General features: G+C 57.9%; 32 protein-coding genes and 1 tRNA gene. 20 read left to right on the forward strand and 13 right to left on the reverse strand.

Going from position 1 to position 25,446, the window contains the following annotated elements:
- Positions 1-757 precede the first annotated feature (757 nt).
- The 18 genes from ACX3YD_RS17355 (at position 758) to ACX3YD_RS17440 (ending at position 11,336) form a co-directional block, all read left to right on the forward strand.
- Positions 758-976 carry a helix-turn-helix transcriptional regulator gene (locus tag ACX3YD_RS17355; RefSeq protein ID WP_458960595.1) on the forward strand — a complete coding sequence of 73 codons (219 nt, stop codon included), beginning with the start codon at positions 758-760 and terminating at the stop codon, positions 974-976.
- Between the two features lie 122 nt (positions 977-1,098).
- Entirely contained in the window at positions 1,099-1,410 is a 312-nt protein-coding gene (locus tag ACX3YD_RS17360; RefSeq protein WP_458960596.1) for a helix-turn-helix domain-containing protein, read from the forward strand.
- A complete protein-coding gene (locus ACX3YD_RS17365) occupies positions 1,407-2,054 on the forward strand; it encodes a KilA-N domain-containing protein (RefSeq protein ID WP_458960597.1) in 648 nt (215 codons plus the stop codon). The genes ACX3YD_RS17360 and ACX3YD_RS17365 overlap by 4 nt, the downstream gene beginning before the upstream one ends.
- An 11-nt stretch (positions 2,055-2,065) precedes the next feature.
- Positions 2,066-2,536: a hypothetical protein gene (locus tag ACX3YD_RS17370; RefSeq protein WP_458962113.1), complete on the forward strand. Its 471-nt coding sequence runs from the start codon at positions 2,066-2,068 to the stop codon at positions 2,534-2,536.
- Positions 2,533-2,775, forward strand: a complete 243-nt coding sequence (locus ACX3YD_RS17375) for a hypothetical protein (RefSeq protein ID WP_204149704.1) — start codon at positions 2,533-2,535, stop codon at positions 2,773-2,775. Before ACX3YD_RS17370 ends, ACX3YD_RS17375 begins: the two co-directional genes overlap by 4 nt.
- A complete protein-coding gene (locus tag ACX3YD_RS17380) occupies positions 2,772-2,999 on the forward strand; it encodes a hypothetical protein (protein ID WP_204149705.1) in 228 nt (75 codons plus the stop codon). Before ACX3YD_RS17375 ends, ACX3YD_RS17380 begins: the two co-directional genes overlap by 4 nt.
- On the forward strand, positions 2,996-3,340 hold the full coding sequence (locus tag ACX3YD_RS17385) for a hypothetical protein (protein ID WP_458960598.1): 345 nt from the start codon (positions 2,996-2,998) through the stop codon (positions 3,338-3,340). Before ACX3YD_RS17380 ends, ACX3YD_RS17385 begins: the two co-directional genes overlap by 4 nt.
- Before the next feature lie 2 nt (positions 3,341-3,342).
- Positions 3,343-3,633, forward strand: coding sequence for a hypothetical protein (locus ACX3YD_RS17390; RefSeq protein WP_458960599.1), 291 nt, complete (start codon positions 3,343-3,345; stop codon positions 3,631-3,633).
- Positions 3,626-3,847: a hypothetical protein gene (locus tag ACX3YD_RS17395; protein ID WP_204149709.1), complete on the forward strand. Its 222-nt coding sequence runs from the start codon at positions 3,626-3,628 to the stop codon at positions 3,845-3,847. Before ACX3YD_RS17390 ends, ACX3YD_RS17395 begins: the two co-directional genes overlap by 8 nt.
- On the forward strand, positions 3,844-4,734 hold the full coding sequence (locus tag ACX3YD_RS17400; RefSeq protein ID WP_458960600.1) for a toprim domain-containing protein: 891 nt from the start codon (positions 3,844-3,846) through the stop codon (positions 4,732-4,734). The genes ACX3YD_RS17395 and ACX3YD_RS17400 overlap by 4 nt, the downstream gene beginning before the upstream one ends.
- Positions 4,721-6,511, forward strand: coding sequence for a DUF927 domain-containing protein (locus ACX3YD_RS17405; RefSeq protein ID WP_458960601.1), 1,791 nt, complete (start codon positions 4,721-4,723; stop codon positions 6,509-6,511). The genes ACX3YD_RS17400 and ACX3YD_RS17405 overlap by 14 nt, the downstream gene beginning before the upstream one ends.
- Entirely contained in the window at positions 6,508-6,870 is a 363-nt protein-coding gene (locus tag ACX3YD_RS17410) for a hypothetical protein (RefSeq protein ID WP_458960602.1), read from the forward strand. The genes ACX3YD_RS17405 and ACX3YD_RS17410 overlap by 4 nt, the downstream gene beginning before the upstream one ends.
- Positions 6,867-7,172 (forward strand): hypothetical protein, encoded by a 306-nt coding sequence (locus ACX3YD_RS17415; RefSeq protein WP_458960603.1) that lies wholly within the window; start codon positions 6,867-6,869, stop codon positions 7,170-7,172. Before ACX3YD_RS17410 ends, ACX3YD_RS17415 begins: the two co-directional genes overlap by 4 nt.
- A 45-nt stretch (positions 7,173-7,217) precedes the next feature.
- The gene (locus tag ACX3YD_RS17420; RefSeq protein WP_458960604.1) at positions 7,218-7,649 is read left to right on the forward strand and encodes a hypothetical protein; all 432 of its coding nucleotides are present in this window, start codon (positions 7,218-7,220) and stop codon (positions 7,647-7,649) included.
- Positions 7,646-8,239, forward strand: coding sequence for a tail assembly protein (locus ACX3YD_RS17425; RefSeq protein WP_458960605.1), 594 nt, complete (start codon positions 7,646-7,648; stop codon positions 8,237-8,239). Before ACX3YD_RS17420 ends, ACX3YD_RS17425 begins: the two co-directional genes overlap by 4 nt.
- A 110-nt stretch (positions 8,240-8,349) precedes the next feature.
- Positions 8,350-8,763, forward strand: coding sequence for a hypothetical protein (locus ACX3YD_RS17430; protein WP_204149714.1), 414 nt, complete (start codon positions 8,350-8,352; stop codon positions 8,761-8,763).
- 801 nt (positions 8,764-9,564) lie between these two features.
- Entirely contained in the window at positions 9,565-9,783 is a 219-nt protein-coding gene (locus ACX3YD_RS17435) for a hypothetical protein (protein ID WP_458960606.1), read from the forward strand.
- Positions 9,784-11,135: 1,352 nt separating this feature from the next.
- Positions 11,136-11,336, forward strand: a complete 201-nt coding sequence (locus tag ACX3YD_RS17440) for a hypothetical protein (RefSeq protein WP_458960607.1) — start codon at positions 11,136-11,138, stop codon at positions 11,334-11,336.
- An 84-nt stretch (positions 11,337-11,420) separates the two neighbouring features.
- Here ACX3YD_RS17440 and ACX3YD_RS17445 read toward each other — a convergent pair whose 3' ends face one another.
- From ACX3YD_RS17445 to ACX3YD_RS17490, 10 genes are all read right to left on the reverse strand, one after another.
- Positions 11,421-12,425 (reverse strand): hypothetical protein, encoded by a 1,005-nt coding sequence (locus ACX3YD_RS17445; protein WP_458960608.1) that lies wholly within the window; start codon positions 12,423-12,425, stop codon positions 11,421-11,423.
- Between the two features lie 703 nt (positions 12,426-13,128).
- The gene (locus tag ACX3YD_RS17450; RefSeq protein WP_458960609.1) at positions 13,129-13,563 is read right to left on the reverse strand and encodes a hypothetical protein; all 435 of its coding nucleotides are present in this window, start codon (positions 13,561-13,563) and stop codon (positions 13,129-13,131) included.
- Positions 13,526-14,422, reverse strand: a complete 897-nt coding sequence (locus ACX3YD_RS17455) for a DUF6731 family protein (RefSeq protein WP_458960610.1) — start codon at positions 14,420-14,422, stop codon at positions 13,526-13,528. The genes ACX3YD_RS17450 and ACX3YD_RS17455 overlap by 38 nt, the downstream gene beginning before the upstream one ends.
- 413 nt (positions 14,423-14,835) lie before the next feature.
- Positions 14,836-14,911, reverse strand: a tRNA-Thr gene (locus tag ACX3YD_RS17460).
- A 130-nt stretch (positions 14,912-15,041) separates the two neighbouring features.
- Positions 15,042-16,283, reverse strand: a complete 1,242-nt coding sequence (locus ACX3YD_RS17465; RefSeq protein ID WP_458960611.1) for a nucleoside deaminase — start codon at positions 16,281-16,283, stop codon at positions 15,042-15,044.
- 299 nt (positions 16,284-16,582) lie between these two features.
- A complete protein-coding gene (locus tag ACX3YD_RS17470; protein WP_458960612.1) occupies positions 16,583-17,812 on the reverse strand; it encodes a methyltransferase in 1,230 nt (409 codons plus the stop codon).
- A complete protein-coding gene (locus tag ACX3YD_RS17475; protein WP_458960613.1) occupies positions 17,793-18,482 on the reverse strand; it encodes an ABC transporter permease in 690 nt (229 codons plus the stop codon). The genes ACX3YD_RS17470 and ACX3YD_RS17475 overlap by 20 nt, the downstream gene beginning before the upstream one ends.
- Positions 18,479-19,174, reverse strand: coding sequence for an ABC transporter permease (locus ACX3YD_RS17480; RefSeq protein WP_047536288.1), 696 nt, complete (start codon positions 19,172-19,174; stop codon positions 18,479-18,481). The genes ACX3YD_RS17475 and ACX3YD_RS17480 overlap by 4 nt, the downstream gene beginning before the upstream one ends.
- Positions 19,175-19,252: 78 nt before the next feature.
- Entirely contained in the window at positions 19,253-19,999 is a 747-nt protein-coding gene (locus tag ACX3YD_RS17485) for an ABC transporter substrate-binding protein (protein WP_047536290.1), read from the reverse strand.
- Positions 20,000-20,012: 13 nt separating this feature from the next.
- Complete coding sequence (locus ACX3YD_RS17490; RefSeq protein ID WP_007972784.1) at positions 20,013-20,786, reverse strand: ABC transporter ATP-binding protein; 774 nt, start codon at positions 20,784-20,786, stop codon at positions 20,013-20,015.
- A gap of 564 nt (positions 20,787-21,350) precedes the next feature.
- Between ACX3YD_RS17490 and gabP the strand changes: the two genes are divergently transcribed.
- Positions 21,351-22,742, forward strand: a complete 1,392-nt coding sequence (gabP, locus tag ACX3YD_RS17495; protein WP_103405899.1) for a GABA permease — start codon at positions 21,351-21,353, stop codon at positions 22,740-22,742.
- Between the two features lie 87 nt (positions 22,743-22,829).
- On the opposite strand, the gene ACX3YD_RS17500 is transcribed toward gabP, so the two are convergent.
- From ACX3YD_RS17500 to ACX3YD_RS17510, 3 genes are read right to left on the reverse strand one after another with little or no spacing between them, the layout of a single operon-like run.
- Positions 22,830-23,282, reverse strand: a complete 453-nt coding sequence (locus ACX3YD_RS17500; protein WP_047536296.1) for a hypothetical protein — start codon at positions 23,280-23,282, stop codon at positions 22,830-22,832.
- Positions 23,283-23,288: 6 nt separating this feature from the next.
- The gene (locus ACX3YD_RS17505) at positions 23,289-23,705 is read right to left on the reverse strand and encodes a hypothetical protein (protein ID WP_047536298.1); all 417 of its coding nucleotides are present in this window, start codon (positions 23,703-23,705) and stop codon (positions 23,289-23,291) included.
- Between the two features lie 37 nt (positions 23,706-23,742).
- Entirely contained in the window at positions 23,743-24,705 is a 963-nt protein-coding gene (locus tag ACX3YD_RS17510) for an alpha/beta hydrolase family protein (RefSeq protein WP_458960614.1), read from the reverse strand.
- Positions 24,706-24,921: 216 nt separating this feature from the next.
- Between ACX3YD_RS17510 and ACX3YD_RS17515 the strand changes: the two genes are divergently transcribed.
- Positions 24,922-25,371, forward strand: coding sequence for a carboxypeptidase regulatory-like domain-containing protein (locus tag ACX3YD_RS17515; protein ID WP_458960615.1), 450 nt, complete (start codon positions 24,922-24,924; stop codon positions 25,369-25,371).
- The last annotated feature ends 75 nt before the right edge of the window (positions 25,372-25,446 follow it).

Consider the following 25,446-nt stretch of genomic DNA (forward strand, 5'->3'; position numbering starts at 1 on the left):
TACACTTTGAGTGGAAGTCCATCCGTCACGCTCCCGCGTCACGCTAATCAAATCCGCGACACGTTTTCGCAATTCGCAAAACGTGTCGCGACACGGTTTAACATTAGCGAAACTATGTCTGAAAATTCTCTGAAGCGAGTGGCGCATGATTCGTGCTAAGCCCTGTTGAGGGCCTGCTCAGTTCCTCTGCGGCCACCGTAATACGGGGCTTTCGGTTTATCAGACGAACGGTATGATGGTGCGGGTTTGCCTTCTCATGAGCGCTCATGGGTTCTCATGAGTGCTGGTGGGGCGCAGTGGTACAGTAACTTTCTCCCAGAAAATGTCCGGGGATAGGAATAACGAACGGAAGTTATAAAAATTCCGCTTGGTTTTTTCTTTATGCGCCGATTAGAATCTCCTGCATCAGCCAGCAACGTGCCTGAACCAAATGAAACACTTGGTTGGACTTTGCTGTTAGGATCGCTGACAGTTGGAATCGCAGACAAAGAAAAGCCCCAGCGCTAGTAACACTGGGGCTCAGTCGGGAAGGACGCTAGTAACGTCCTCTGCATACCAGCTAGGCCAGCACACAACCCCGAGGGGAGAAGCATTTGGAACGGCTTCGCGGCGAACTGTAGTACCGGAAGGAATACGGCACAACCCCTGTTATCCATACAGTGGTGCCTATCCGACGGCCAGCTACCTTGATCCTTTTGCTGGATCTGGTGGCCTATGGTTCGACCACCTCGGTAAATCCATGTTCGGAGATACCGCAATGGCACAATCGGCCACCCGCAGTACCGAAGCACCCAATCTGCCGATCCCTGGCGCGCGCGCTACCGCCGCCCAGCTCTGCGCCAAGTACCAAGTCAGTCGCGCCACCTGGTGGCGCTGGTCTAATACTCCCGGTTTCCCTAAGCCAATCCGCTTTGGTCGCTCCGTTCGCTGGGAACCGGAGTCTGTTGAGGCCTTCCTGACCTGCCAGGAGGCTTAACCCATGATGACTAATCAAACCTGCCTTGATGTGGGAACGGGCTTGGCTTGCCTCAAAAAAACGGCTGTATCTCTTCGTGTACCCCTAAGTCATAAAGCTGCACGGCAAGGGGGGGCTAATTAATGGACAAAAAAATTTGCCAAGCCCACGACGCCAGCCACGAAACATCTCGCGGCAAAGACATTGGCGATACCAGCAACAGCGCACAGAACAATCGGCTTGCCGGTCGTATGGAGCAAGGTTCCATTGATACGTTCGCCATCATGCGTGAACTCAACATCTGTCGCCCTAGTGCGCGTATCTGCGATCTGAGGGCAGCCGGCTACAAGATCCTTACCAATCGCATCACCCTGACTGATGAATGGGGTCGTATCCACCGCGGCGTGGCCGTGTACACCCTGATCGCCAAGCCTGGCGTGAAGGTGGCGGCATGACAGCTAAGATCATTCCGTTCGAATACGAAGGCCATGCCGTGCGCTTCAACGCTGAAGGCTGGATCAATGCCACTGAAGCAGCCGCACGCTTCGGCAAGCTCCCGCACGAATGGCTGCGCCTTCCAGAAACAGTTGCCTACCTGGAGGCCCTGGTTAAATGCGGGAAAATCCCGCAATTAGTCCGCACCCAGCGTGGCCGCAACGGCGGCACCTGGCTCCATCCCAAGCTGGCAGTAGCCTTTGCCCGGTGGCTTTCCGTGGACTTCGCCGTCTGGTGTGACGATCAGATCGATGCCCTACTCCGCGGCGATCAAAGCACTTGGCAGCAAGCTCGCCAACAATCCGCCGTCGGCTACCGCGGTCTGTGTGATGCCCTAGCAATCGCCTACGAGGAGAACGGCAAGACTCCCCAGCGCCACCACTTCATCAACGAAGCCAAGCTGATCAACCAGGTAATCACTGGGCAATTCGCCGGCCGCAACCGCGATCAACTCACCGCGCATGAACTGGTGTTGGTGTCACTGATCGAGATCCGCGACGTGCTGCTGATTGGCCAAGGCAAAGACTTCGCAGCCCGAAAATCCTCGCTGCTGCGCTACATCCAGAGCCTGCGCGCCAAGCATCTTCGGAGTGATGCCGCATGACGACTATGCTCATGTCCAGCGAACAGCAGTTAGTTGTTCTTCTTGCGCAGATGCAATCCCGGCGGTATGGTTTGCCCGTCGCTGCAAATTCAGCGAACGGGATTGGCGTCCTGAACTCCAAGGCGGATACCCCGCCTCTTGCGCGGTTTTTTTGTGTCCGCAACACGGTAATGCCTTTATGGGCGGGCCGTGTGGGGAGCATTCGTGCTCAGCAGCCCTTGGACTGCCACGCCAACCTGCACGGTTCTGCTCACCATGATTGGCGTCATGGGAGCGGAGTTTTAGACCGCACTCCAAGGCAAACCATCATGACCACGCGACATATCCTCACTCTAAATCTGCCCAAAGCCCGCACTGCTTTTCATCGTGCCTGCGCCCTGGCCGCTTTGCATGCCGACTCGTCGTTGGCTGTTCGCCTGCGTCGCTGGAGTCACCACATGACCATCGTCCGCACACTGGAATCGGTCGGAGGTGAAAAATGAGCCAGGCCACCACCATCACCAACGATGCTCTCGAACTCCTCCGCGCCACACACGAACGCATCAACCATATGCGGGTGTTGTTCAACTCCATCATCAAGGATCTGAAGCACGGCAAGTCGAGCGACATCGAGGAGTTGGCCAACCTCGGCGGCTTCCTCGGTTACGACTGGGCGAACTACATCGACAGCGAAGTCGAGTCGATGCAAAAAACGCTGGATGCTGTGGAGGACGCAGTATGACCTTCCCTATCCAGCCCATCGCAGCACCGGCCCATTGCACTCTCGATGACTTGCGCGACGTGCAAGGCATCCTTGTATTACTGAGCCTAGCGCTTGCCGTCATCGCCTCGCCCACCACGCCAATCATCCTTGCCCGCGTCGCCGCCGTAATGGCGCAGCACACCGCTATGGCCTGGGCCGAGTTGCTGGATGGCGTTATCGCTGAGCAAGGGGGTGAACTATGAACGCAGCAATCAAGCGCCCCATCCTTTGCCGTGACGACCTGAGCTTCACAAAGCGCGATGACGAAGGCCGACTCATTAACTGGCCTCGGTACAACAAAGGGGTGCCGGCGGACTGGCAAAAGGGCATCGCTTGCTTCGATGGCGAAGTTGCCGAACTGGCCGCTCACGATGAAACCGAAGCGTTTTTGGCCATCCAGGCCGCAATTATGGATATGGGCGGGAGCTCCACCTGTCTTGAAAGCGGCTTTATCGATCGTGTGGCACGCGCCGCAGTAATTGGCTTGCGAGCAATGCGTAACGGCACCCAGCGGTTCGAACCTAAAGACTCCGAGGAGGCTTAACCATGACTGATTTTCAACAGCGCTGCGATGCGCTGGTGGGTTCGCTCACCCTGAAGAAAGCCACAGAACTCTGGTTCGTGACCCATCCAAAGGTGCCCAAGGCGCTGCTGGGGCCGTTCCTGACTGAGGCTGATGCCGAAACTGGTCGCATCGTGATGCGCAGTGCTAATGCCGTGGTGACGGCCTCCTTGGTCGATTCAATCGATGACATCACGCATTCGCATGCAGAGAACAATGGACGCGTCTGTCGTGCCTTCGCTGGCGCTGATCGGCTGGGGGTGAACCATGGGTGACGTTATCCAGTTCGACCCATTCACCAGCATTGTGCGCGACGACGTGCCGCCACACATGGACGACTTCGGGCGCGGGCTGCTGATCGGCGCGTTCAGCGATCTGGTGAAACTGCGTGACAGCGCGACGAACGAGCACAGCCGCAAGCAGGCCGATGCGATCGTTAAGCAGATCGGTCGCGTGCTGTCGCGGTACGAACCGGAGGGCGCCGCATGACTGATCCGGCGATCCTTTTCCGTGACGCGCTCCAGTCGGTCTATGGGGCGCTCGACTGGATACCCGTGCCCGATGGCGCCATTCACCGCTTCCACGTCCCCGGCGACAAGCCCGGCACGCTAGCCGGATGGTATGTCTTGTACCTGGACAACATCGCCTCGGGTGCGTTCGGCAGCTGGAAATCCGGTGGTGCCAGCACTTGGTGTAGTCGTGAACCGGTGGACGCCCGCGAAGCCGAGCAAGTGCGCCAGCGCGTCGAGCAGACCCGACGCCAACGCGAAGCCGAGCAGCACCGGCGCCAGCTCAAGGCCGCGAACCTTGCTCAACGATGGTGGCGTGATGCGCGTCGCGCCGATCCCGATCACCCATACCTAATTGCCAAAGGTGTTCGCTCCCACAGCCTGCGCCAGCGCCGTGACGAATTGTTGGTGCCGCTGTACTCGGGTGGCGTGCTGGTCAATCTGCAACGGATCGCTCCGGACGGCAGCAAGCGTTTCCTTTTTGGGGGGCGGATCAAAGGCGCCTACTCGCCGCTGGGGCGCATCACGCCGGGGAAACCGCTTTGTATCTGTGAAGGCTGGGCGACGGGCGCAACGCTTCACGAAAGCGGCTACACCGTCGCCTGCGCAATGAATGCCGGAAACCTTAAACCGGTAGCGCTGGCGCTTCGGGCTGAATACCACACCACCGAAATCATCATCGCGGGCGATGACGATCGCCTCACCGCAGCCGAGGGCAAGGGCAATCCCGGCCGCGCCGCCGCCAATGCCGCCGCCGCAGCCGTAGGTGGGCTGGTGACGTTTCCCGAGTGGCCCGTCGACGCGCCGGACACGCTCAGCGACTACAACGATCTAGCAGCCTGGAGTCGCCACCATGCGCACGCCTGAGAACAACGTAATCAACCTGCGCCCAGAAGCGCCCATGGTCGAGCCTGAACGCCCGTGCTGGGGTGTTTACGATCACTGGGTGACGAATGAGAAAGGCCGAAGGCTGCGCCCCGGCGTGTACTGGCACGGCTTCAAACGCACCGCCGCCGACGAAGACAGCGACGACGACAAGGCAGACCGCCCTATCACGGATGAGTGGATCGCCACGCCTGTGACCGTCGCCGCCCGCACCACCAACAGCGACGACGGCAGCGAGGGGCGTTTCCTGCGCCTGGTGACAGAGAGCGGCATCAAAGAATGGATTATCCCCATGGAGGTGTTCGGCGGCAGTGGCGAGGACGCCAGGCGCCAGCTCTTCGGTATGGGCGTAATCATTGCGCTCAAGAAACGTGGCGCGTTCATGGAGTACTTGTTGGAGCAGCACCCCGCCGAGGTGTTCGCCACCACTTGCCGGCCGGGCTGGCATGAGTCGGGCGCCTTTGTCCTGCCAGGCCGCACCATCGGCAGCGACAAAGTGCGTTATCAGGCCAGCGGCAAAGGTCAGAACCTATTCAGCCTGCGCGGCGACCTGGAGGGCTGGAAAACCGAAGTCGCGGCCAAGTGCGAGGGTAACCCGGTACTGACATTGGCGATTGGCTGCGCGCTGGCTGGCCCGCTGCTGAGTCTGGTCGGCGTATTGGGAGGCGGGGTTCACCTGGTGGGTGACAGCTCGAGCGGCAAGTCGTTGGCACAGCTCATCGGTTCGTCGGTATGGGGCGACCCGGGCGTGTTTGCCGCTAGCTGGGATATGACCAAGGGCGGCCTTGAGATTGAGGCGTCCAGCCGTAACGACACCATTCTCCCGCTGGACGAGATCAAGCGCGCAGACCCCAAGCGGGTACAGGAAATGGCCTATTCCCTCGCCAACGGTCAGGGCAAAGGCACCATGACCCGCGAACGCGAAGGCCGCGCCAAATTGAGCTGGCGCCTGCTGACGCTCTCCAGCGGTGAGCGCTCACTCTCCGAGCACGCCGCCATTTCCGGCAATGCCGCCCATGCAGGCGCTGAGCTGCGCATGGTGGATGTGAACGCCGGTACTCGCACTCACCGCGCATTCGATGAATTGCATGGCCTGGCGGGAGCGGACTTCCACCGCCTGCTGACCGTTGCTGTCGGCGCCAACCATGGACATATCGGGCCGGCCTTCGTGGAAAAACTGCTCGCCCGTGATGACCAACCCGGCCTACTGGAAGACTTCGCCGGTATCCGCGCCAAGTTCACCGAGGACAACGCCCAAGCCGGACGTGTAGCGGATCGCTTCGCCGTCATTGCCCTGGCTGGGGAAATGGCCATTGCCTTCGGCCTGTTGCCCTGGGTGCAAGGCAGCGCGCTTGCCGATTGCCAGTTGTTGTACGGCGAGTGGCTGAGCCGTGTCGGCAGCGGCAATGCCGAAGACCGCCAGATCCTGGCTGGCATCCTCGACTTCATCGACAAGCACGGTAGCAGCCGCTTTTCAGACGTGGATGCGCCAGACGTAGATACCAAGGTATTCAACCGCGCTGGCTACTGGGCGCTGTCAGCGGGCAAACGGCTGTACTTGTTCAACAAGTCGGCACTGATCGAGGCGGCCCACGGGTACGGCCTGACTCGCATCATCAAAGCGCTGGAGGGGGCGAATGCTCTGGCAGACCGCAACAACGAACGCAAAACCAAAAACTACCGTCTCCCCGGTGGCGGGCAGGCTCGACTTTATGTGCTCGATCCAGAGGCCTTAGACACTGAGGTGACCAACGCATGATCACCATCAAAGCGCTGCTTATCCGGCTTGCCCGAGTTCACAGGAACCTAGAATCACTGGCAACGGTGGCAACACCGGCAACAGCCTTGTGGGACGTGGCTTGCAGCCGTTGCCACCCTATAAAAAAAGTGGCAACAACTGGCAACACACACATCAGTTTCAATATAAGAGGTCGGCTCACTCCTTTCATTTGGTTATCACTGTTGCCAGTAAAAAACCGGTGGCAACGGTTTGGCATCATCAGCCACGCCTGGAGACCACGGTTTACGGGACTGTTGCCAGTATTGCCGCTGTTGCCGGTGTTTTTGGAATCACAGGAACATTGGATTACGAGTAATCCGGGCGAGGTGGCGCAATGAGCCTCCTTTCCGGCCTGCTCGATCAAATCCCGCCGACCATCGCTGGCGCCGACAAACCGACCAGGGCGAATCGCACCACGGATCGTCCACGCTTGGTGCTGGTCGAGCGCCCCGCCCAGTTACCGGCTAGCACCTACACCAACGCGGCCACAGCCACGCCAGAGTGGCGACAGGCCCGCGACCAATACCTCAGCCACATCATGGTTTGCCGTTCCTGCTATGCGCCAACAGCCCGTTACTGCCTGGTTGGCGCCGACCTGCGCGCCAGCTACGACGGAACACCTATGGAGGCGCACCAATGACTCCTACGCGACACGTTTTGCAGATAACAAAAACGTGTCGTGGCATTGAGCAACACCACCGGGCATCAGCCCATGACCAGCGCCAGCGGCGCACCAGAGGTACACATGACGAACCAACACAGCAATGCGGCCCAGCAGCCGCCCACCCATCAGGAACGCTTCGCCGAGGCCTGCAAGGCCACAGACTTTGCCGTCGATGAAACGACTATTGGCGGCTATACCGTTTGGGATGTGCAACATCTTCGCAACGGCGTCAGGGTGACCATTGACGGGCCGTTCTTTACAGAGGACGAGGCTCGTATTTCTGCCGATCTATTGCGTGGAACATTTCGTGGAGCCAGAGCTTACGAAGGAGGCCATTGCTCTGCCTGGAACCCCGATCCACTCCGCGAAAAGGCAATCAGGGAGCGAGCCAGCTTGTCCCGAGTCGCGCTTGCTCGCCAGCTTGGAGTCGATGCGTCGGAGGTGCTGAAATGAGCGATATCGTCCGCCCTCCCAAAACATCCGTCCGCCTCTCCGGCTCACTGGCTATGAAGTTTTTCCGCAAGAGAGACTATCTGCTCGAAAGCGGCACCACCAACGAGGTGTTCAGCGCGCTAAGGAACACCGTTGACGGCTTTGCGGACGAGATCATGCGCATGTCGAGAGCGGGTATACGCTTCGCCATCTTCCGTAACCGTGTGAATGTCGGAAAGGACGAATTAACTCTGAGCGGAACGACCGAGATCCGCATCGTTCCAATCATCGCGGGCAGTAAGAGAGGCGGCCTGTTTCAGACAATCGCAGGCGTCGCGCTAATTGTTGTTGGTGCGATTTTTGAACAGCCATGGGCGGTCGGGATCGGTATTGGCATGGTCTCAGGCGGCGTTGCCCAGATGCTTTCGCCCGTGCCAAAAACAGGCAATCAACAGGATCAAGCCGCCTCGGAAAACAAGCCCAGCTATCTCTTCAACGGCGCCTTCAACTCGACGCAGCAGGGCCTCCCCGTGCCCGTGGTTTATGGCGAGATGCTGGTCGGCTCCAGCGTCATTGCGGTTGGCACCTGGTCGGAGGCGATCCCCGCATGAACACGCTGGTAATGAGGGTAAGGGCGCCTTAGGCAAGCCAAGGATTTAAAACTCACGCAGGGGCGTGGTAATTTCCACGCTCCTTTGAGTTGTGAATGGATAATGGGACTATGCGCTTACTTGGACTGCTGGCGATCACTTCGTTACTTTTGGTGGGCTGCTCGACCACACCTATTCCATCCGACCAGGCAACCCCAGTTCCGCAAAGTAGGCTTGCAGCATTTCAGAGTAAGCCATCCGGCCAATACGGTACGTTGATAGTCACCCGTGATAGCGGCTTCGTAGGTTCTGCGTGCAACACGATCGTGTATATCGATGGGAAAAAATCGGCAGAGATAGCCCAAGGGGAAACCGCTAAATTCTACCTCCCTGTGGGTGAGGTGATCATTGGCGTGAACTCCACAGCAATGTGTGGTGGCGGGCTGAAAGAGCGATCGTTAGTGATGAGTGCGGACAATACAAAAAAGTACCGAATCTCGATCGACACAAGCATGAGCATGGATCTCTCTCCCACCGCGTTCTGAGCGGAGACAGACGATCTGATCCAACTGAGACCATATCGTCTATCTCGCTGACCGGCGTCGCAAGGCGGTAACCACGTCTGGTAACCAGTTCTAAGTGGTTGCCAGTTCGCATCAAACCCGTTTCAACCTTTCGCCACTGAGAAAAACTACGAACTCTGAATCACTGAGTTGGCCGACCGGGCCAAAATTCACCGCTCTGAGAAATCTTGATTCGTCCGCCCAAAGCGTCCTGCCATCCTTCGTTGCATCCAATGAGATCTGCTGCGTTGACTCAACGATTATGTAGCGCTGACCGGAATTTCCCACTGCCTCAAAGCGATTAGTCTCTTGGAGTCGAGTCGCCATTTCCTAGGCCTCTCTATCGGTTGCAATAGCTTCAAAACTAGCACCGGCATAGCACTCTGCCTTCACACGCTCACGCTTACCGACAGATGGCGCCGCCCAGCGCCTTCCAACCTTAACAATTGTTAACAGGCTGACACCTTTGTCATGGGCCAATAACGCCCCGCCAGGCCGTGATGGGCCGATCTGATGTCAACATTTGTCAACATCCAGCCAGGTCGACGCATCCGATCAAAACGTTAGGTTTTGTTAGGTTCTGGTGCGTGCTCGATGACAGGTTTCGCCCTGAAAAAATGTCAAGTTTTGACAAGTCGCTGGCGCTGAAAAGGTAGGTACGCCTTGGGGTTTTAAAGGGCGTACAGTCGAACAATAGCGAGTGACTGATTGAGATCGGTCCTCGACAACCGCGTGGAACCCAAAGGATCTGCAGAACCACTAAATCACTGGGAGAGCTAAGCCATGACACCGATGGAGAAACTGACGGAATGGCACGTAAACTGGAGGATCACCCAGGCAACCATCAGTTGTAAAACATGCCTTGCCGAGCAGTTAGAAACCGACCAGGAACACGTTTTTATCCATGCTCCAGGCTGCTTGAAGGCGAAGCTAGGCATCCAGCCGTGGCCAGCGCTCAACGATGTTCAGAAAGCGTTTTCCAGCGGTGAAAAGCACGAATAGCTAGACCACCAAGCACGCCGCCCCCACCTGACGGCCTTGCGCATGGGCAGATCCGACGTGGATACCCATGATGGTGACCAGGCGAATGACCAGCATCAGTGACCACTTTTCGATGGTTATAAAACCATCAAAACCCCATTTGTGAAATCAACCCCATGAATGAGCCACGTCAGGTGCCTATCGGCGTGTTTTCGCGCAGTCGTCACGCACGATCGTCACGCACCTGTAGTGCGCGAAACTGTCTCAGCAATAAGGCGGTCCGGGATTAGTACGCAGGCTGGTACGCACCATCGGTACGCACTCGCCACCGCGTACCTGCAACAAGTTCGCACCCTAGTTCGCACGATAAGTTCGCACTTCTGGTTCGCAACCACCAAGGCGCGAACCTGGGCAGGCTGCCTGTTATCAAAAGCTATGGTTGCCAGCCACTGGTTTCCACTGTGGTTTCCACGGTATCGCAGTGCTTTTCACTGGCCGAAAGCTGATTTGCAAAACAACCCCATGAATGAAACCGGCTCTGCGAAAACCGAACCCCATGAATGAGGCTGATCGAGGTCGAATGCCCCCATTGCGGAAACACCCCATGGATGATCAGCGCCAGCCGCTCCAATGTCAGGTTTTATCAGGTTCCAGCGTGTAGAAAACGACACTCTGTGTAGGTATCAACACGGTGTCGAGCGCATTCTACTTTGACCATACTTTGACGGGATGTGAGACAGGCATGAGACGAAACCCACGCAGGGTGTGCGTCTGAGGCTTATTCCACGCGAGGGCAGTCAAACAAGCCGCCATAGTCGTCTCACACCCCGACAGACCCCAGACAAATTCTAGACAGGCTCTAGACGGATTGTGCCCCTGCCGAATAGCCCGACCACCCGGAAAGAAATACCACAACTGATGCGCGGAGGATCGCCCCGCATCCGTGTGCCGCACCCCGTCCAGAATGGCTAAAACCTTGACCAGCCTTGACGAATTTTTTGACAGGGCTTGACGGATCGCGAGACGACCATGCGCCGTCGCTTGGCTGGACACCTTGATCTGTGGGGGCTGGCGAGGATTTATCGGGGTAGCAGTGATCGAGGCTCGTCAAAAATTGTCGGGTGCTCGTCAAGGGATGATTTATCGATGGTGGCTGGCGCCAGTATTTGGAAAACCCGCAGGCTGGCTTGGGAAAAGCCACAGTCTTGCTAGGGAGGCCATAGGCCCCAAATTACCAGTTCCGGTAGTCTCGACTGATATTGGCAGTCTCGGCCATGTCGTGCGCGCCAAACTACCGGGATCACGGTAGTTATCAGATAATCGAACGCCCGTTCAACGAACGTTGAGCATGACCCGAACGCGAGGGCTACCCCATGTCCATTATCGACTGCGATTACCTGCCAACCGAAAAGGTGAAGATCCCCGCCGAGCTGGCGCTGCTGATCATCAGAAAGGCCAGCGCCATGGCGGCTACATTCGAGGAGCAGGCGCTCGACCAACTGACCAAGGACGCCCGACGAGCACTCAAGCAGGGCACAGACCCACGGAAGCTCATCCGGGAAATGTGTCTGTAGTCAGGCCCATCAAATTGCTATTCGCGTAGCAGTTTCCAGCACCTGACCTACTGGAATGGGAGCCCAGGCGGGCAGTAGCCTTATTTACTCGGGCGGTTTCGGTGGAGGCGGTGCCCATGACATCAGTGCTTCAACGCTGTCAGAGCTGGTGAGCAAACTCTTTGCCTCCTGAACCTTTGCTAAAAGCTCTGCTAGAGCATCGCCATCCATACCAACTGAGCGGGTGGCGATGTCGTCGAAAAAATCCTGGAGTTTCCTATCGGAGCTCCACTTGTCGATGACCTTCAGGAGGTTACGCAGCGAGTCTTCTCGGGCCTGGATAATCAGAGAACGCTCGTAGCGCGCTGTTGCTATTGCGCGCTCAGCGTCCCACCTCTTTCGCTCTTCTGCCGCCTGCCGGTCAGCCTCAGCAATCTGAGGACCTAAAATTTTCGCCCTATCCACCAATGCCAATACGATGTCGTCGAGTTGTTTCAGGAGACTAACTTTTTCCTCGGTCCAGGTATGAGCCCAGTCAACCCGTCCGTAGGGGCTGTAAGCCCTAAGGCACAGTCGTTTGGAAGCAACACGCTGAGCACTCCGCCGGTAAAATGTCTTCGTCTTTCGGTCCCATAGCCCAGGCTTGAGCGCTTTAGCCTCATTGACGGGCAAATACTGGCCATCGAGATAGACCATCTCCTTTTCAACCGTAGCCTCGTAGACCGTCAGCCCTATCGCTACCTCACCGATGAATACGACTGTTGGCCGAGCTGGCGCCCAAATATGGGTCTCAAAAACCGATCGCTTCAGCCGTCCTTCCTCATCTCCAAGCGCCTTACGTGTGAAACCGATTTCGGCGCATGCGATTGAGATTCGAAAGTTCGTTTCACGGAAACAGTTCGCGAGCTTCAGCAGAACTGACGCTGCCCTCTGAAGCGCGGGCTCAGTGACTACAAAGTCGGGGAGGTTACGCTTCGCGGGTTTGAGGTAGCCGTCGCCAGCGACTCTGCCGCTCGTGAATGAATCCAGTGAGCCAATCACCATCGCACGCCTGGCACCAGTTTTTTTCGGAGCGGCTTCAGCCAGTTCAGTTCCCGTTTTAGATGGCAATAGGTCACCCTTCCTCCACTCGGTAGGATCACCAGGACTGGACTTGGGCAGAGGTGGAGTCTTTAGTCGCTGTCCAGATTGCTTCCTTGCCCAATAGCCTCGTGGTGGACAAGGTACGTTCAGGCGAGCACAAACCCGCTTCAGGAACACCGCGGAAACTCCGTACTTTGGAGCGAGGGAGACCATAGGTGTGATCCAAACCTCGGAGTACAGGGTATCTCTGTGGACGCGATCTTGATCCATCTCCAGTTGCCTCTGTTTCGCCCAGGAGGGGGGATCAAGCTGACAGTTTTCCCTTGAGTGGTCAAAACGTCATCCACGAAGAAAACCGGTGTAGTCCTCCCATCGCCTCGGCCGACACCTGCATCGAGGCTGCGCTAAGGTTTCAATGCCGCGACCTAGTGCCCGGCCGGCCAGCTTGGTATCCATTAACCATGGTAACCATGGCCGCTCGCTGCGCCAGGCTGACCGTTACCTCCATTGAGTGTTGAAATCTACATTCTGTGTAGGAATCAACACGTTGTATCGAGTACGCAAGGTAAGAGGCAAGCCTGCTCAGGCGCGTACTACTTTGATCATGCTTTGGTGGAATCAGAGCAAAGCGCCGGAGAACTCGAGATACACGTGGCACTACCCCAATTCGGGATAGTGCGATGTGGAACAACAGTTTAGGATTGGCGGAGCCCTGTTCTCGTCGACGGTGCTAGCTCAAGGTGCTGATGATGTTGGAGAACCTACGGCCCGACTCAATCACATAAAGCACGCTTAGCGCCAGGAAGAACAGCACGCTCGCAAAAACCCAAACGTGTATTGGGTTTGAGAAAAAAAGACTTGTGATGCAGGACACCACTGCGCCGAGTAGCACGGCGCAGGTGGTGAAGGCGCCTCCAATTAATCGCTGGTAGTGCCCCGTTTTCCGCATGTTTGCGATCAGCGTTCTATCCATAATTGCTGTAATTAATGCCATCGATGTGATCAGAAACCCCAGTAAGGTGCCGGAGACTCCAGCAATCACCCCAGCAATACTATGGAGATCCTCTACTTTATGACTGTCCGAACGACAGACAAAAGTTAGTGCGATTGCTGCAGAAATCACAACCCTAGGTAAGAGCTGCTTCCACTGCCCCAAAATACTCATTTATGGCTCCTTTGCACTCTTCCCTGGCTTTATCGATAGCCGCGTACATGGTGCCGCTAGGTGGAAAGAGAGCATTGGTTTCAATGTCCTGGTAAGAGACCACACGATCAGCGATCAGGTCGATAGGATGCTCAACTCCATCATCATAAACGATAGCTCTCGCTGTGGTCGCACCCATCGACGTGAACTCACTCAAGGCTCGTTTCCATTGCGAGGTTAGCTTGCCTTCGGTGTCTTTGCGGCGCGTATCTATGCCAAGCGTCAAATGCAAACTATCTGCTCCCGACCGATTGAGCAGCTCCAAAATCCCTTTCCCATAGTCGTCGTCGGGATAAAGGTCTCGGCTGGTTGGACGAGGTATCGTGAGCTCCACTTTCTTTAGATCAATGTCACCGCGCAACAACCGCTTGACGGCATCTGGTTGTAATACGGGATCGATCGTCACCTTTGTCCCCCAAAGGCTCGAAAGGAACGTGGCCAGCTGCTTTGCGCTGCTGGCGTGCCCATTCCTGTGCCAGCCCAAGATCTGGTGTTCTTTGTAGTAGACGAAGAAGTTCTTCTCGACCACCCCTTCTTTGTCAGAAAGGGCTAATTGAGCCGCGGAACCTCCAGCCGTACCAATTTCGGGGAGGTCGTTGGTTCTGAATTTTCGAAATTGACCAGCATAGGACTTTGGCCTACTTCTGACTTGAAGCGTCCACAAGTCCCTCGTGTACCCGTTTGAGACCAAAATTGGCTCAATTTCCTCATCGAGGATGATTTTGAAGCCATCCTCAATGGTTGGTACTTCCGTGGTAGCCACATGAGCTAGCTGGAAGAAATCAATAGTATAGCGTCGCGCGACAAGCGGTTCAGTCATGAAGCTCCATCCTTGAACGAAGGACTATCCAGTAATCAGTTGTTCTGCTGTGGCCGGCAGAGTGCCATGTTCAACGCCTGGAGTCGACGCTACTTCCGGAGCAGTTCAGGGATGGCGCCGAGAGTCTCCGGCCCCGGCTATACACCCCCCCAGGCATCGCCACTTTCTTGTGGTTACGAGTTCACAATCCAGTAGTGGCGGTGAGCAGTAAAAGTAGGTGTTTTGCTTGGCAGCTTTTTTTCAAAAAAGCAGTAATGGCTCCACAGTATTTGGGCTGAGTCAAAGCTGTGGTTTTTGATGTCGTGAGCGAGGGTGCGAACGCGAAACGGGGAACGAACGGGGAAAATTTCTTCTTGCGGAAGCCTAAAACGAAAAAGGCCCACCGCGAAGTGAGCCTAAGTCGTTGTTCTATATGGTGCCGGCACCAGGAATCGAACCCGGGACCTACTGATTACAAGTCAGTTGCTCTACCATCTGAGCTATACCGGCGTGTCAGGGCGACGATTATAGCGATTGGATTGGTTATGTAAACCCCTGAATTCAGACTATTTTTGCTTTTGTGTCAGTCCGGCCCTGCGGAGTCTTCCGCAGAGCCGGGCGGCGGGATTGCCTGGAGGGGTCAAACGCTGTTTTTGACGGCGTTGATCAGGTCTTGGCTCAGCACTTGCGCGGGCGCTACTTGCACGCTTTGGGTGTAGAACGGCGGCAGGTTCTGGGCCAGTGTCGACAACGCTTGAGCCGTGGTGTTGCCTGGCAATAGCACGTATTGCAGGTTGGAGGGATAGCTCTGCGGCACGGGGCCTTCCATGGTCGAGCCGTATGCGCCGAAGGTCATCACTGCCTGCGGGGTGGTGGGGTCGGGGGCATACAGAAAGACGAAGGTGCCGTACTTCGGATGGGTCAGGTATTGCTCGGCCTGTGCGCGAACGGCCGGATCGGGGTCATTCATCAGGGTCCAGCGCATGACCGCGTAGTTGCGGGTCGTTTCCATGAACGCTGTACGAATCGGTGACTGATTCTCAAGGCCTCCCAGGCACACCAGCAAATTGCCGAACGGGTCGATGAGTGCCACCGAATTGAATACCGGACTTTGCTGCGCGGTTTTGACCAGTGCAGGGGCAAGTTCTGCGCCGGGGTCGCGCGGGTTCGCCGATTGCACGGTCAGCGCAAATGGACTGAGTGCAGTGAGTGCCTGGCGCACTTTGCTGTTGGCCGGGAGCGTGGATGGATTTTTCAGCTGGTCTGGCGGCAAACCGCTGTTGTTGCTGGCTTCGCGCACCGTGTTGACGCTGGCGGAGAAGATCGAGCTGGTGAGGAAGTACGCGGCCGAGTCGATGGACTGGCCACCGAACACGGGGCTGGTTGACCCCTGATAGGCCCGGCTGACCGGCGCTGCAATCGCGTAGTAGCCCCAGGTGTTCTGCGCTTGCTGGCGAATGTGCGGTGGTAGCGACGGAAAAGTGAATTGGCTGTTGTAGTTGATGCCCGCGTAGTCATCGATTGCACTGACGGCAACATTGAATCCTGCGGTCAGGAGTGAGCCGGCGCACATGGCGCAGGGGTCCAGCGTAGTGACGATGGTCAGTTGCTCGGGAGGGGGCAGTTGCAGTGGCGAGGCGTTTTCGTAATACCAGTCCACCAGTTGCCGTTCGCCGTGGGCAGTAGGGTCGTGGGGCAGGAAGTAAGTCGTGCCACCGCCGGGAAACGGCATTAATACGTTGTTGTGCAGCGCAGCAATCACTTGCCCTGTTGCGTTGTTGATGATGGCGCCGCCCACCGCGAAGGTTTGCTGCAATGCAGCTTCAATGGCTTGGTTGGCAACGGCGTCGACGGCTTCCTGCGCATTGTTCAGTGTGCTCATGGTTTCTCAGCTCCTTGCTGACTGATCGCCAGACAATTCTGACGCTGGGCAAAGATAGTTGAGGTTTTCAGCGTCGTTTATGTTCTTTTGATTTAACGCTTATGCACAACGTCGTTGTCGGCGCACGCAATCGTGCGTGAATTTGTGGACTCGTTCTCATCTGGTCCGCAAATCACTGTTTTTCAGGTTTTTTATCCGGGTGTACGAAATCTGAACAGTAGCGTTTCACCCCTGAAACAGCTGTAAATGTTGGATCCACGATATTTTCATCAACAGAGTTATCCACAGGCTGCACAGCCTTAGGGGCGTTCTGCCAACAGCAGGAAATTACGCGGCGTCAGCGGGGTTTCGCAGAAGGTGCCGAGGCGTACGGTGTAGCCCTGATCGAGCAGGAAAAGTGCTCGATCGAGTACCAGCCAAAGCTCCAGTGGGCGTCGGAAAAGGCCACGCAATAGCTCCAGATTGCGCACTTGCGCCAGGCGCTGCCAACCGCTGGCTTCCAGTAACCCCCAATTTTGCTGGTCGACTGTGGATAAGTCTTTGAGTCGGGCCAGATGCTGGCAGTACTCGGCGAAGGGGCTGTCCAGCCAGGCGCTGGGCAGGGAAGGCGTTGGCAGGTACTCATCCACGCCACGCACCTGGCGTTGCAGCAGGTCGAAGGCCAGTCGCCGGGCCATGGAGGTGTCGCGCTGACGGCGGACACGCGCACCCGCGGTAACGGTTTCGCTCATTGGCAGTGCGAGATCGTCGATAGAGAGCTGTAGATCGGAGTGCCTGGCGGCCGAAGATATCGGTGAGTACTGGGGAAGATTGATTCGGTTATAGCAGCAAGGCGCGATGGCGATTTGTTTGCAGCCCGCTGCGCTGGCCAGATGGATCAGTTGCACGTGCAGATCACCACAGGCATGCAGGGCTACCGGTGTGTGGTCAACGCTCAGTAACGTAGCGGTATCCGCCGCGAGCACATCCTGCTCGACATGCAGCGCATGCAGTTGATGGCGTTGGCTCAGTGCCTGGCCGCTGGTTACCAGCGCCGGGTCGTATTCGAGGCAGGTCAGTTGTTGACCGGTTTGCAGCAACCGTCGGCCCAGGTGCCCTTTGCCCGAGCACCAGTCCAGCCAGTGCCTTGGTGCCTTTGCAAACTGCAATCGACTGGCGAAGGCTTCGATCTGTTGCCACTTGCGTCCCGGTACATCCACGTTCAGTCGATGACCCGCAGCCTCCAGTGCATGTGCCGGCAACTCATCCACTGCAGCCAATTCATGGGACATCGCCGCCAATGAAGCAAAAGGCTCTGGCGCGTTCAACTGGGCGGGTTGGTTGTGGGCGTTTTCTGCGTCTTCCAGTGATCGGCCGCGTAGCCAGGTGGCCAATTCGGGGTAGGCCGTTTCCCAGGGAAGCTGCAGATGGGTGAACGGCCGAGGCTTCCATAGCGCCTGATGCTGTGTCAGAAACGCATCCAGCGCGGAGAAGCGGGCGAGCAGGGCTTCGCCCGTCAACACCCGGGAATCAACGCCCTTGGCAGGCATCGACGCGCAACCAGCGCTCCAGCAGCTTGAAGCCACGCACCAGCACGTAAGCCATCAGCAGGTAGAACATGCCGGCGGCGAAGAAGATCTCCACCGGCAGGTAGGTCCGGGCAATGATGGTGCGGGCCATGCCGGTCAGCTCCAGCAGGGTCACGGTGCTGGCCAGGGCGCTGGCCTTGAGCATCAGGATCACTTCGTTGCTATAGGCCGGCAAGCCGATGCGCGCGGCACGGGGCAGGATGATGAAGATCAGCGCCTTGGCCTTGGACATGCCCAGGGCTCGCGCCGCTTCGATTTCGCCCGGCGGAATCGCCTGGATCGCGCCGCGCAGGATCTCGGCGATGTAGGCCGCGGTGTGCAGGGTCATGGTAGCCGTGGCGCACCAGAACGGATCGCGCAGGTAGGGCCACATCGAGCTGTTGCGGATCACATCGAACTGCGCCAGGCCGTAATAGACGAGGAACAGTTGAACCAGCAACGGCGTGCCACGGAAAAAGAAGATGTAGCCGTAGGGAAAGGCCCGCACCCACCACAGGCGCGATGAACGAGCGATGCCCAGCGGAATCGCCAGCAGCAGGCCGGCGATCACGGCGATGGCCACCAGTTCCAGGGTCAGGGTTGCGCCTTGGGCCAGCTTCGGCAGCCACTTGATGATGATTTCCCAGTTCATTGGGCGCTCCTCGCGAAGCCGCGAGCGGCGCGTTTTTCCAGGAAGTGCATGCCGGTCATGGCCAGGATCGTCAGGCTCAGGTACATGAATGCGGCGACCATATAGAAGGTGAACGGTTGCTTGGACACGGTCACGCCGATTTGCGCGTGACGCATGATTTCTTCCAGGCCGATCACTGACACCAGTGCGGTGTCCTTCATCAGGATCATGAACAGGTTGCCCAGGCCGGGCAGGGCGATGCGCCACATCTGCGGCATGATCAATTTGGTGAAGATGCGCCATTTCGACAGACCCAGGGCTACACCGGCTTCACGATGGCCTTTGGGAATGGCGAGGATCGCACCGCGAAACACTTCCGTGGCGTAGGCGCCGAAGCACAGGCCCAGGGCGATGACGCCGGCGGCGAAGGCGTTGAGTTCCAGATCGGGGTTGCCGAAGAACTCGCCCAGGGCGCGCATCAGGTTGACGGTGCCGAAGTAGATCAGCAGGACCCAGAGCAATTCCGGGATGCCGCGAACCAGGGTCGAATACGTGCCGCCAAGCCATTGCAGCGGCTTGTACGGTGAAGTCTTGGCCAAGGCGCCGAGCAGACCGAGTACCAGCCCCAGGCACAAGGCCGAGAGCGCCAGTTTCACAGTCATCAGCGCGCCGGCGGCGAGCGCCGGGCCGAATCCGTAGAGGTCGATAATCATGGATTTCTTTTCAAATCGCGGCAGGCAAGGCCGGGGACCGGCGCTGCCAGCAGGCGGCACCGGTCCGGCAGGTCAGTATCAATAGATGCTGAACGGGAAGTACTTGTCGTTGATTTTCTTGTAGGTACCGTCAGCAACGATTTCTTTCAGCGCGGCGTTCAGCTTTTCGCGGATCGGGTCGTTCTTGCGAACGGCGATGCCGATCTTGTCGCTTTCTTCCACCGGGTCGCCCTTGAATTCGTAGGCGCGGCCGGCGTCGCTTTTGAGCCACTCGTAGTTGACGTACTTGTCCGCCAGGATGCCGTCCAGGCGACCGGAAGTCAGGTCGAGGTAGGCGTTTTCCTGAGTGTCGTAGAGTTTGACTTCAACGCCTTCCATGTTGTCTTCCATCCAGGTGCCGGCGAGGGTCGCACGTTGTGCGCCGATCACTTTGCCTTGCAGGGAAGCCTTGTCGGTCTTGAACTCTTTATCTTTCGGCGCGATGAATTGCAGCTTGTTGGAGTAGTACGGGTTGGTGAAGTCCACCGCTTGCTTGCGCTCGTCGGTGATCGACATCGACGAGATCAGGAAGTCGAACTTCTTGGCGTTCAGGGCCGGGATGATGCCGTCCCAGTCGGACGTCACAACGGTGCATTCGACTTTCATCTTGGCGCACAGGGCGTCGCCGATTTCCTTGTCGAAGCCGACAACGTTGCCACTGGCATCTTTATTGTTGAACGGCGGGTAGGCCGCTTCGATGCCCATCTTCAGGGTTTCGGCCATGGCACCGGCGCTGAAGGCCAGGGTGACGGCGGCAGCCAGGAAGATCTTTTTGTAGTTCTGCATGCGGGTAGCTCCGTTAGCGGTTGCTGGACATGAATTGTTTGCAGCGTGCCGAAAGCGGGTTTTCAAACACCTGCTGTGGCGATCCTTGCTCTTCGACCAGGCCCTGGTGGAGAAACACCACTTCGCTGGAGACCTGACGGGCGAAGCCCATTTCATGGGTGACCAGCAGCATGGTGCGGCCTTCTTCGGCCAGTGCGCGGATGACATTAAGTACTTCCTGGACCATTTCCGGGTCAAGGGCGGAGGTGGGCTCGTCGAACAGGATGACCTTGGGCTGCATGGCCAGGGTGCGGGCGATGGCCGCACGCTGTTGCTGGCCGCCGGACAGTTGCGCCGGGTAAGCGTGGCGCTTGTCGGCGATGCCGACCTTGGCCAGCAAGGCTTCGGCGACCTCGATGGCTTCGGCTTTACTCTGGCCGAGCACGCGGCGCGGGGCCTCGATGATGTTGTCGAGCACGCTCATGTGCGGCCACAGATTAAAGTTTTGAAATACAAAACCAATTTCACTGCGCAGACGGTTGATCTGCTTGCCGTCGGCAGCGACCAGTTCGCCATTCTTGGCGGCTTTGAGCTTGAGTTCTTCGCCGGCTACCAGGATCTGGCCCTGGTGCGGGTTTTCCAGCAGGTTGATGCAGCGCAGGAACGTGGACTTGCCGGAACCGGAAGAACCCAGGATCGAGATCACATCGCCATCGCGGGCTGTCAGCGAGATGCCTTTGAGCACCTCCAGCGAGCCGTAGCGTTTGTGCAGGTTGCGGATTTCAAGCGCGGGCGTGGCCTCAGCCATGTGCGTTCCTCATTGTGTTTTGCGCTCCTGCTGTTGGTGGCCTTCCTGGCGAGGCGGCCAAGCTAGCATAGCGTTTCAAAGGCAGCCAACAGCGCTACGGGCAGTAAACGGGTGGCATGGGGCAGGTTGTCGCATCGGCACAGCAGACTGTCGCCCCATCAACAACCGAACAGTCGTTTGAACCCTGCTTCTGGAGAGAAAGCCAGGCTGCTGTTCTAAAAAAAGGCGCGATGTTGCCAGCTTTGGCGGGGGGTTGGAAGCGCTAACAGGCCAAAGGTTGCCGATCTGCCCTTTTATCGTGCGTCGAGCTATTTTTGTGTGTGTTTCCGGTGCGCGGGATTGTCACTTCAAGTGAGTCGCAGGGTAACGTTCTGGCAAAGTGCCATTAATATCAATGGCTTGCGATGACCGTCCGGTCAGGTGGAAAGCGCCGGAATAGGCGGCTTTGAAACATTTTGGCGCAATTATTGCGTGCAGATTCCGGAACACCTCCGTTTGTTTCTTTTTACACAGAAGGCGCCGAGGGGGTGAACGCATTCGCTTCTCCTTACAAAGGTAGTTTCAATGAGCAGTACCCATAGCTCTAATGGCCTCGAACAGGGGCTCAAACCGCGTCATGTGACCATGCTGTCGATTGCCGGGGTAATCGGTGCCGGCCTGTTCGTCGGCTCGGGTCACGCAATCGCCGCCGCAGGCCCGGCCGTCCTGTTGGCCTACGCCGCCGCCGGTATGCTGGTGGTGTTGGTTATGCGCATGCTCGGCGAAATGGCAGTCGCCTCGCCGGACACAGGCTCCTTCTCGACCTACGCCGATCGCGCGATCGGTCATTGGGCCGGTTTCACCATCGGCTGGTTGTACTGGTGGTTCTGGGTGCTCGTCATCCCGCTGGAGGCCAACGCCGCCGCGACCATCCTGCATGCCTGGTTCCCTAACGTGGCTATCTGGGCCTTTGCCTTGGTGATCACGATGTTGCTGACAGTGACCAACCTGTTCAGCGTGAAGAACTATGGCGAGTTCGAATTCTGGTTTGCCCTGGTCAAGGTCCTGGCGATCATCGGTTTCATTGTGCTCGGCGTGCTGGCGATCTTCGGCTTCCTGCCAGGCAGCCAGGTCAGCGGCGTTTCGCACCTGTTCGATACTCAGGGCTTCCTGCCAAACGGCATGGGCGCGGTGTTGGGCGCGATCCTGACCACCATGTTCTCCTTCATGGGGACCGAGATCGTGACCATCGCGGCCGCCGAATCGAAGAACCCTGGCAAGCAAATCTCCAAGGCCACCAACTCGGTGATCTGGCGGATCGGCTTGTTCTACCTCGTATCGATCTTCATCGTCGTGGCCCTGGTGCCGTGGAACGATCCGCTACTGGCCAGCCTGGGTTCCTACCAGACCGTGCTTGAGCGCATGGGCATTCCGAATGCCAAAATGATCGTCGACATCGTGGTATTGGTCGCGGTGACCAGCTGCCTGAACTCGGCGCTCTACACCTCGTCGCGCATGTTGTTCTCCCTGGGCAAGCGCGGTGATGCGCCGGCCATGTCCACCCGCACCAACAACAGCGGCACGCCATACTGGGCGGTGATGTTGTCCACAGGTGCTGCGTTCCTGGCGACATTCGCCAACTACGTGGCCCCGGCGGCAGTGTTCGAATTCCTGCTGGCCAGCTCCGGTGCCATCGCACTGCTGGTGTACCTGGTGATTGCGATCTCGCAACTGCGCATGCGCAAACAGCGTATGGCTCGCGGCGAGAAAATCGTCTTCAGCATGTGGCTGTTCCCGGGCCTGACCTACGCGGTGATCGCGTTCATCGTCGGCGCCTTGACCATCATGCTGTTCCAGGAGGCCCATCGTGTGGAAATCCTCGCGACCGGCCTGCTCGCCGTCATGGTGGTTGCGGCCGGCCTGCTGGTTGCTCGCCGTCGTCGTAGCGAGAAGATGATTGGAGCGGTTGCGCGCTGAGTCCCTGACTCACGCCAAACGTTGTTGAAATGAAAAACGGCCGCTGTCAGCGATGACAAGCGGCCGTTTTTTTTTGCCTCGAAATCTTTACTCGCCTTTCGCTTCCTGGGCATCCAGCGTCTGGCGATAGCTGTCGAGTGCATCGCCGAAGTCGGTGATGAACTGCGGGTCGGTCAGCCAGGCCTGGGCGGTATCGCGGTCCATGCCGTCGGCCCACATGCGATAGTCGATCAGCATGTCGGCAGCCAGGTGGGTGGCGGCCATGGCTTCGTTGTCGGCGTTTTCCATGTCCAGCAGTTCGGGATGGTCGTTGATGATCCCGGCGAGATCGGTCAGCAGGGTCAGCAGCATGTCATTGCGACCGATGGCTTCCGCGTCACGCATCTTGCTGAACATCGCCAGGGTGTATTCCGGGATCGGCTCACCGATTTCGCCCAGGTCATCATCCAGCGCGGCGGGTTTTCTGCCGTGGATGTTGATTTGCCTGGCTTTGGCTTTTGCACGTTTGGCGCGTTTCTGTTGCTTGTTCAGGGAGGCCATGGGAACTCAGTTCGGTTTCTGTTGGGTTTGGGTCGCGATGGCGTCGGACGCCGCCACGTAATCAGCCTGGAAGGCCGGGGACTCGATCCACGCCAGGGCGCCGGCTTCATCGGTGTCGGCGGACCATTGGCGATACTCGATCAGCGCGGCGAGGATGAAATCCATCGCGCCTTCTTCGCCTTCCTGCTCGTAGACCAGTTCCAGCAGCGGGTCTTCGAGGAAGGCCGTGCACATGGCTTGCTGGCTGATCTTTTGCGCGTCGATCATTTTCTTGAACAGTTCGGTCAGGTCCACCGACTCGAAGTCGATGCGGTCGTCGTTAGGGTCCAGCTCAACCGGCGCGGCGGCCCGTTGCGTGCGGTTCTGCTTGGCCTTGGCCTTGGCGCGGGAGGCGCGTTTTTGCTGCTTGTTGGCGGAGGCCATGGGCGTCGTTCCGTAATTCGTTGAAAGGGCGGCTTATTCAGCTGCGGGGCACCGTCCGCCCGGGTGTGCCGGGGGCCAGCTCACCGTTTTGCAGCCAGGACAATGCAATGGGCCATAGTGTGGCTTGGTATGCGCTGCGAAAAAAGGCGAAATGCCCAACTTCTTTTTCGCCGATGTCTTGGGGCGCAATGCGCAGGTGGGTGTTGCTGGCGTGGGTGAAGTAGCCGAGCAGGCGTTCGATGGCCGGGATCGTGCCATAGGGGTCGTCGCTGACGCTGATGGCCAGGGCTTTCGCGGTGACAGCGGCAAAATTTCTGATATGGAGATCCTGGCCGCTGGGGCGCCTTTCGTAACGAGCGGTGGGCGTACACCAGTCGCGGACCACGCCGGCGGGCGTGTCTTCCAGCCAGCCGAGGCGCTTGCCGGGAAAGTAACCGTACATCATCGTGATCAACGGCATCACCACATGCCACTTGCCCAGCATCCGCCAGCGATGAGCGGGCGCATAGTCGCGCCAGTACGCGAATTGCGCGCCAACGGTCACCAGGCGGCGGATAAGCCGTCCCGACGCTCCCAGGCCCGCTGCACAGCCTCCAAAGCTGTGTCCGACCACATCGATCGGCTGATCGGGAAACTCACGCTGTGCGCGCTTGAGCATCGCCTCGAAATCCAGGGCGCCCCAGTCGGACCATGACGCCTTCAATCCTTTCAGCGACGCGGGGCGCGATTCACCGATGCCGCGGTAGTCATAGGTGATCACGTCGAAGTCATTGGCAAACAGGTAGTCGGCGAATCGCGAGTAGTGACGGCAGCGCACCGAGGTGGCGGCGTTGATGATGACGACCGGGCGCTGAGTGTCCCTGGCAGCGTGCCGCCAGGTGAAACCTCCGAGTAAAAAGCCATCTGCGGCGGGCTCCTTGAAGGGCTCACCGAGTGCGTCACTCGCCAGCGGCAGCTCGATCTGAGTGGCGGCGAGGGGTGGGGTTTCCTGCAAATTCATCGGTGCCCGTCCTTTGCGGATAGTTGCCAACGATAGTCTTCACGCCGCAGATGAACAATCCATCGGGGTTATCGTCGGTTCTGACTCAGCGGCGCTTAGCAGTCCGGGGTCGTTTCGTGCTCGCCCCAAGACTGAATCAATCTAAAACTCCTGCCTTCGCGCGCAGATCAAAAGAAGGGTAACGAATGGGTTCTGAAGAGCCCGGGAGTCATCATCATGAAAACCTTCCATTCACTGCTGTTGCCCATCGCCACCGTCGGCGTATTCATGTTTTCAGCCATATCGCCTGCCGCCAGCCTGGAGCCCGTTGACGGTTCGGGCGTGCAGATTCAGCGACAAGAGGAAAACGGAATTGCCTATCTGTCTGGCGGCATCGGCGAGGATGAAGCGCACGCCATCCAGCAGACCACAGGCTACAACCTGCACATGACCTTCTCCGTTGGCCCCCTGAACGAGTACATCCCTGACGTGAGCGTGGTCATACAGAAAAACCACGGACAAACCGTGCTGACTTTGAGCGACGCCGGCCCGCTGGTTTATGTGCAATTACCCGCTGGCAAATACACCATCGTCGCCTCGCGTAACGGCGAGGAACGGCGTGACACGGCGGATATCGGCAGCGGAGCGGCCCGCAACATGGTCTTTCACTGGAACAGTAAAAGTTAGCGAATGGCCAAAAACCGGGGAGGAAAATGAAACCCTGAATCTTGTGATTCAGGGTTTTTCGTATCTGTGGGCGGT

The organism is Pseudomonas fluorescens group sp. PF-1 (assembly GCF_054481335.1).

Excerpts from the sequence above, each read along its gene's own strand:
- ACX3YD_RS17430 (WP_204149714.1), top strand. The coding sequence starts at position 8,350 with ATGCGCTTACTTGGACTGCTGGCGATCACTTCGTTACTTTTGGTGGGC.
- gabP (WP_103405899.1), top strand. The coding sequence starts at position 21,351 with ATGAGCAGTACCCATAGCTCTAATGGCCTCGAACAGGGGCTCAAACCG.
- ACX3YD_RS17485 (WP_047536290.1), bottom strand. The coding sequence starts at position 19,999 with ATGCAGAACTACAAAAAGATCTTCCTGGCTGCCGCCGTCACCCTGGCC.
- ACX3YD_RS17515 (WP_458960615.1), top strand. The coding sequence starts at position 24,922 with ATGAAAACCTTCCATTCACTGCTGTTGCCCATCGCCACCGTCGGCGTA.
- ACX3YD_RS17425 (WP_458960605.1), top strand. The coding sequence starts at position 7,646 with ATGAGCGATATCGTCCGCCCTCCCAAAACATCCGTCCGCCTCTCCGGC.
- ACX3YD_RS17450 (WP_458960609.1), bottom strand. The coding sequence starts at position 13,563 with ATGAGTATTTTGGGGCAGTGGAAGCAGCTCTTACCTAGGGTTGTGATT.
- ACX3YD_RS17405 (WP_458960601.1), top strand. The coding sequence starts at position 4,721 with ATGCGCACGCCTGAGAACAACGTAATCAACCTGCGCCCAGAAGCGCCC.
- ACX3YD_RS17365 (WP_458960597.1), top strand. The coding sequence starts at position 1,407 with ATGACAGCTAAGATCATTCCGTTCGAATACGAAGGCCATGCCGTGCGC.
- ACX3YD_RS17380 (WP_204149705.1), top strand. The coding sequence starts at position 2,772 with ATGACCTTCCCTATCCAGCCCATCGCAGCACCGGCCCATTGCACTCTC.
- ACX3YD_RS17375 (WP_204149704.1), top strand. The coding sequence starts at position 2,533 with ATGAGCCAGGCCACCACCATCACCAACGATGCTCTCGAACTCCTCCGC.
- ACX3YD_RS17395 (WP_204149709.1), top strand. The coding sequence starts at position 3,626 with ATGGGTGACGTTATCCAGTTCGACCCATTCACCAGCATTGTGCGCGAC.
- ACX3YD_RS17355 (WP_458960595.1), top strand. The coding sequence starts at position 758 with ATGGCACAATCGGCCACCCGCAGTACCGAAGCACCCAATCTGCCGATC.
- ACX3YD_RS17505 (WP_047536298.1), bottom strand. The coding sequence starts at position 23,705 with ATGGCCTCCGCCAACAAGCAGCAAAAACGCGCCTCCCGCGCCAAGGCC.
- ACX3YD_RS17480 (WP_047536288.1), bottom strand. The coding sequence starts at position 19,174 with ATGATTATCGACCTCTACGGATTCGGCCCGGCGCTCGCCGCCGGCGCG.
- ACX3YD_RS17510 (WP_458960614.1), bottom strand. The coding sequence starts at position 24,705 with ATGAATTTGCAGGAAACCCCACCCCTCGCCGCCACTCAGATCGAGCTG.
- ACX3YD_RS17440 (WP_458960607.1), top strand. The coding sequence starts at position 11,136 with ATGTCCATTATCGACTGCGATTACCTGCCAACCGAAAAGGTGAAGATC.
- ACX3YD_RS17500 (WP_047536296.1), bottom strand. The coding sequence starts at position 23,282 with ATGGCCTCCCTGAACAAGCAACAGAAACGCGCCAAACGTGCAAAAGCC.
- ACX3YD_RS17455 (WP_458960610.1), bottom strand. The coding sequence starts at position 14,422 with ATGACTGAACCGCTTGTCGCGCGACGCTATACTATTGATTTCTTCCAG.
- ACX3YD_RS17415 (WP_458960603.1), top strand. The coding sequence starts at position 6,867 with ATGAGCCTCCTTTCCGGCCTGCTCGATCAAATCCCGCCGACCATCGCT.
- ACX3YD_RS17400 (WP_458960600.1), top strand. The coding sequence starts at position 3,844 with ATGACTGATCCGGCGATCCTTTTCCGTGACGCGCTCCAGTCGGTCTAT.
- ACX3YD_RS17475 (WP_458960613.1), bottom strand. The coding sequence starts at position 18,482 with ATGAACTGGGAAATCATCATCAAGTGGCTGCCGAAGCTGGCCCAAGGC.
- ACX3YD_RS17490 (WP_007972784.1), bottom strand. The coding sequence starts at position 20,786 with ATGGCTGAGGCCACGCCCGCGCTTGAAATCCGCAACCTGCACAAACGC.
- ACX3YD_RS17470 (WP_458960612.1), bottom strand. The coding sequence starts at position 17,812 with ATGCCTGCCAAGGGCGTTGATTCCCGGGTGTTGACGGGCGAAGCCCTG.
- ACX3YD_RS17370 (WP_458962113.1), top strand. The coding sequence starts at position 2,066 with ATGTCCAGCGAACAGCAGTTAGTTGTTCTTCTTGCGCAGATGCAATCC.
- ACX3YD_RS17435 (WP_458960606.1), top strand. The coding sequence starts at position 9,565 with ATGACACCGATGGAGAAACTGACGGAATGGCACGTAAACTGGAGGATC.
- ACX3YD_RS17390 (WP_458960599.1), top strand. The coding sequence starts at position 3,343 with ATGACTGATTTTCAACAGCGCTGCGATGCGCTGGTGGGTTCGCTCACC.
- ACX3YD_RS17410 (WP_458960602.1), top strand. The coding sequence starts at position 6,508 with ATGATCACCATCAAAGCGCTGCTTATCCGGCTTGCCCGAGTTCACAGG.
- ACX3YD_RS17465 (WP_458960611.1), bottom strand. The coding sequence starts at position 16,283 with ATGAGCACACTGAACAATGCGCAGGAAGCCGTCGACGCCGTTGCCAAC.
- ACX3YD_RS17360 (WP_458960596.1), top strand. The coding sequence starts at position 1,099 with ATGGACAAAAAAATTTGCCAAGCCCACGACGCCAGCCACGAAACATCT.
- ACX3YD_RS17385 (WP_458960598.1), top strand. The coding sequence starts at position 2,996 with ATGAACGCAGCAATCAAGCGCCCCATCCTTTGCCGTGACGACCTGAGC.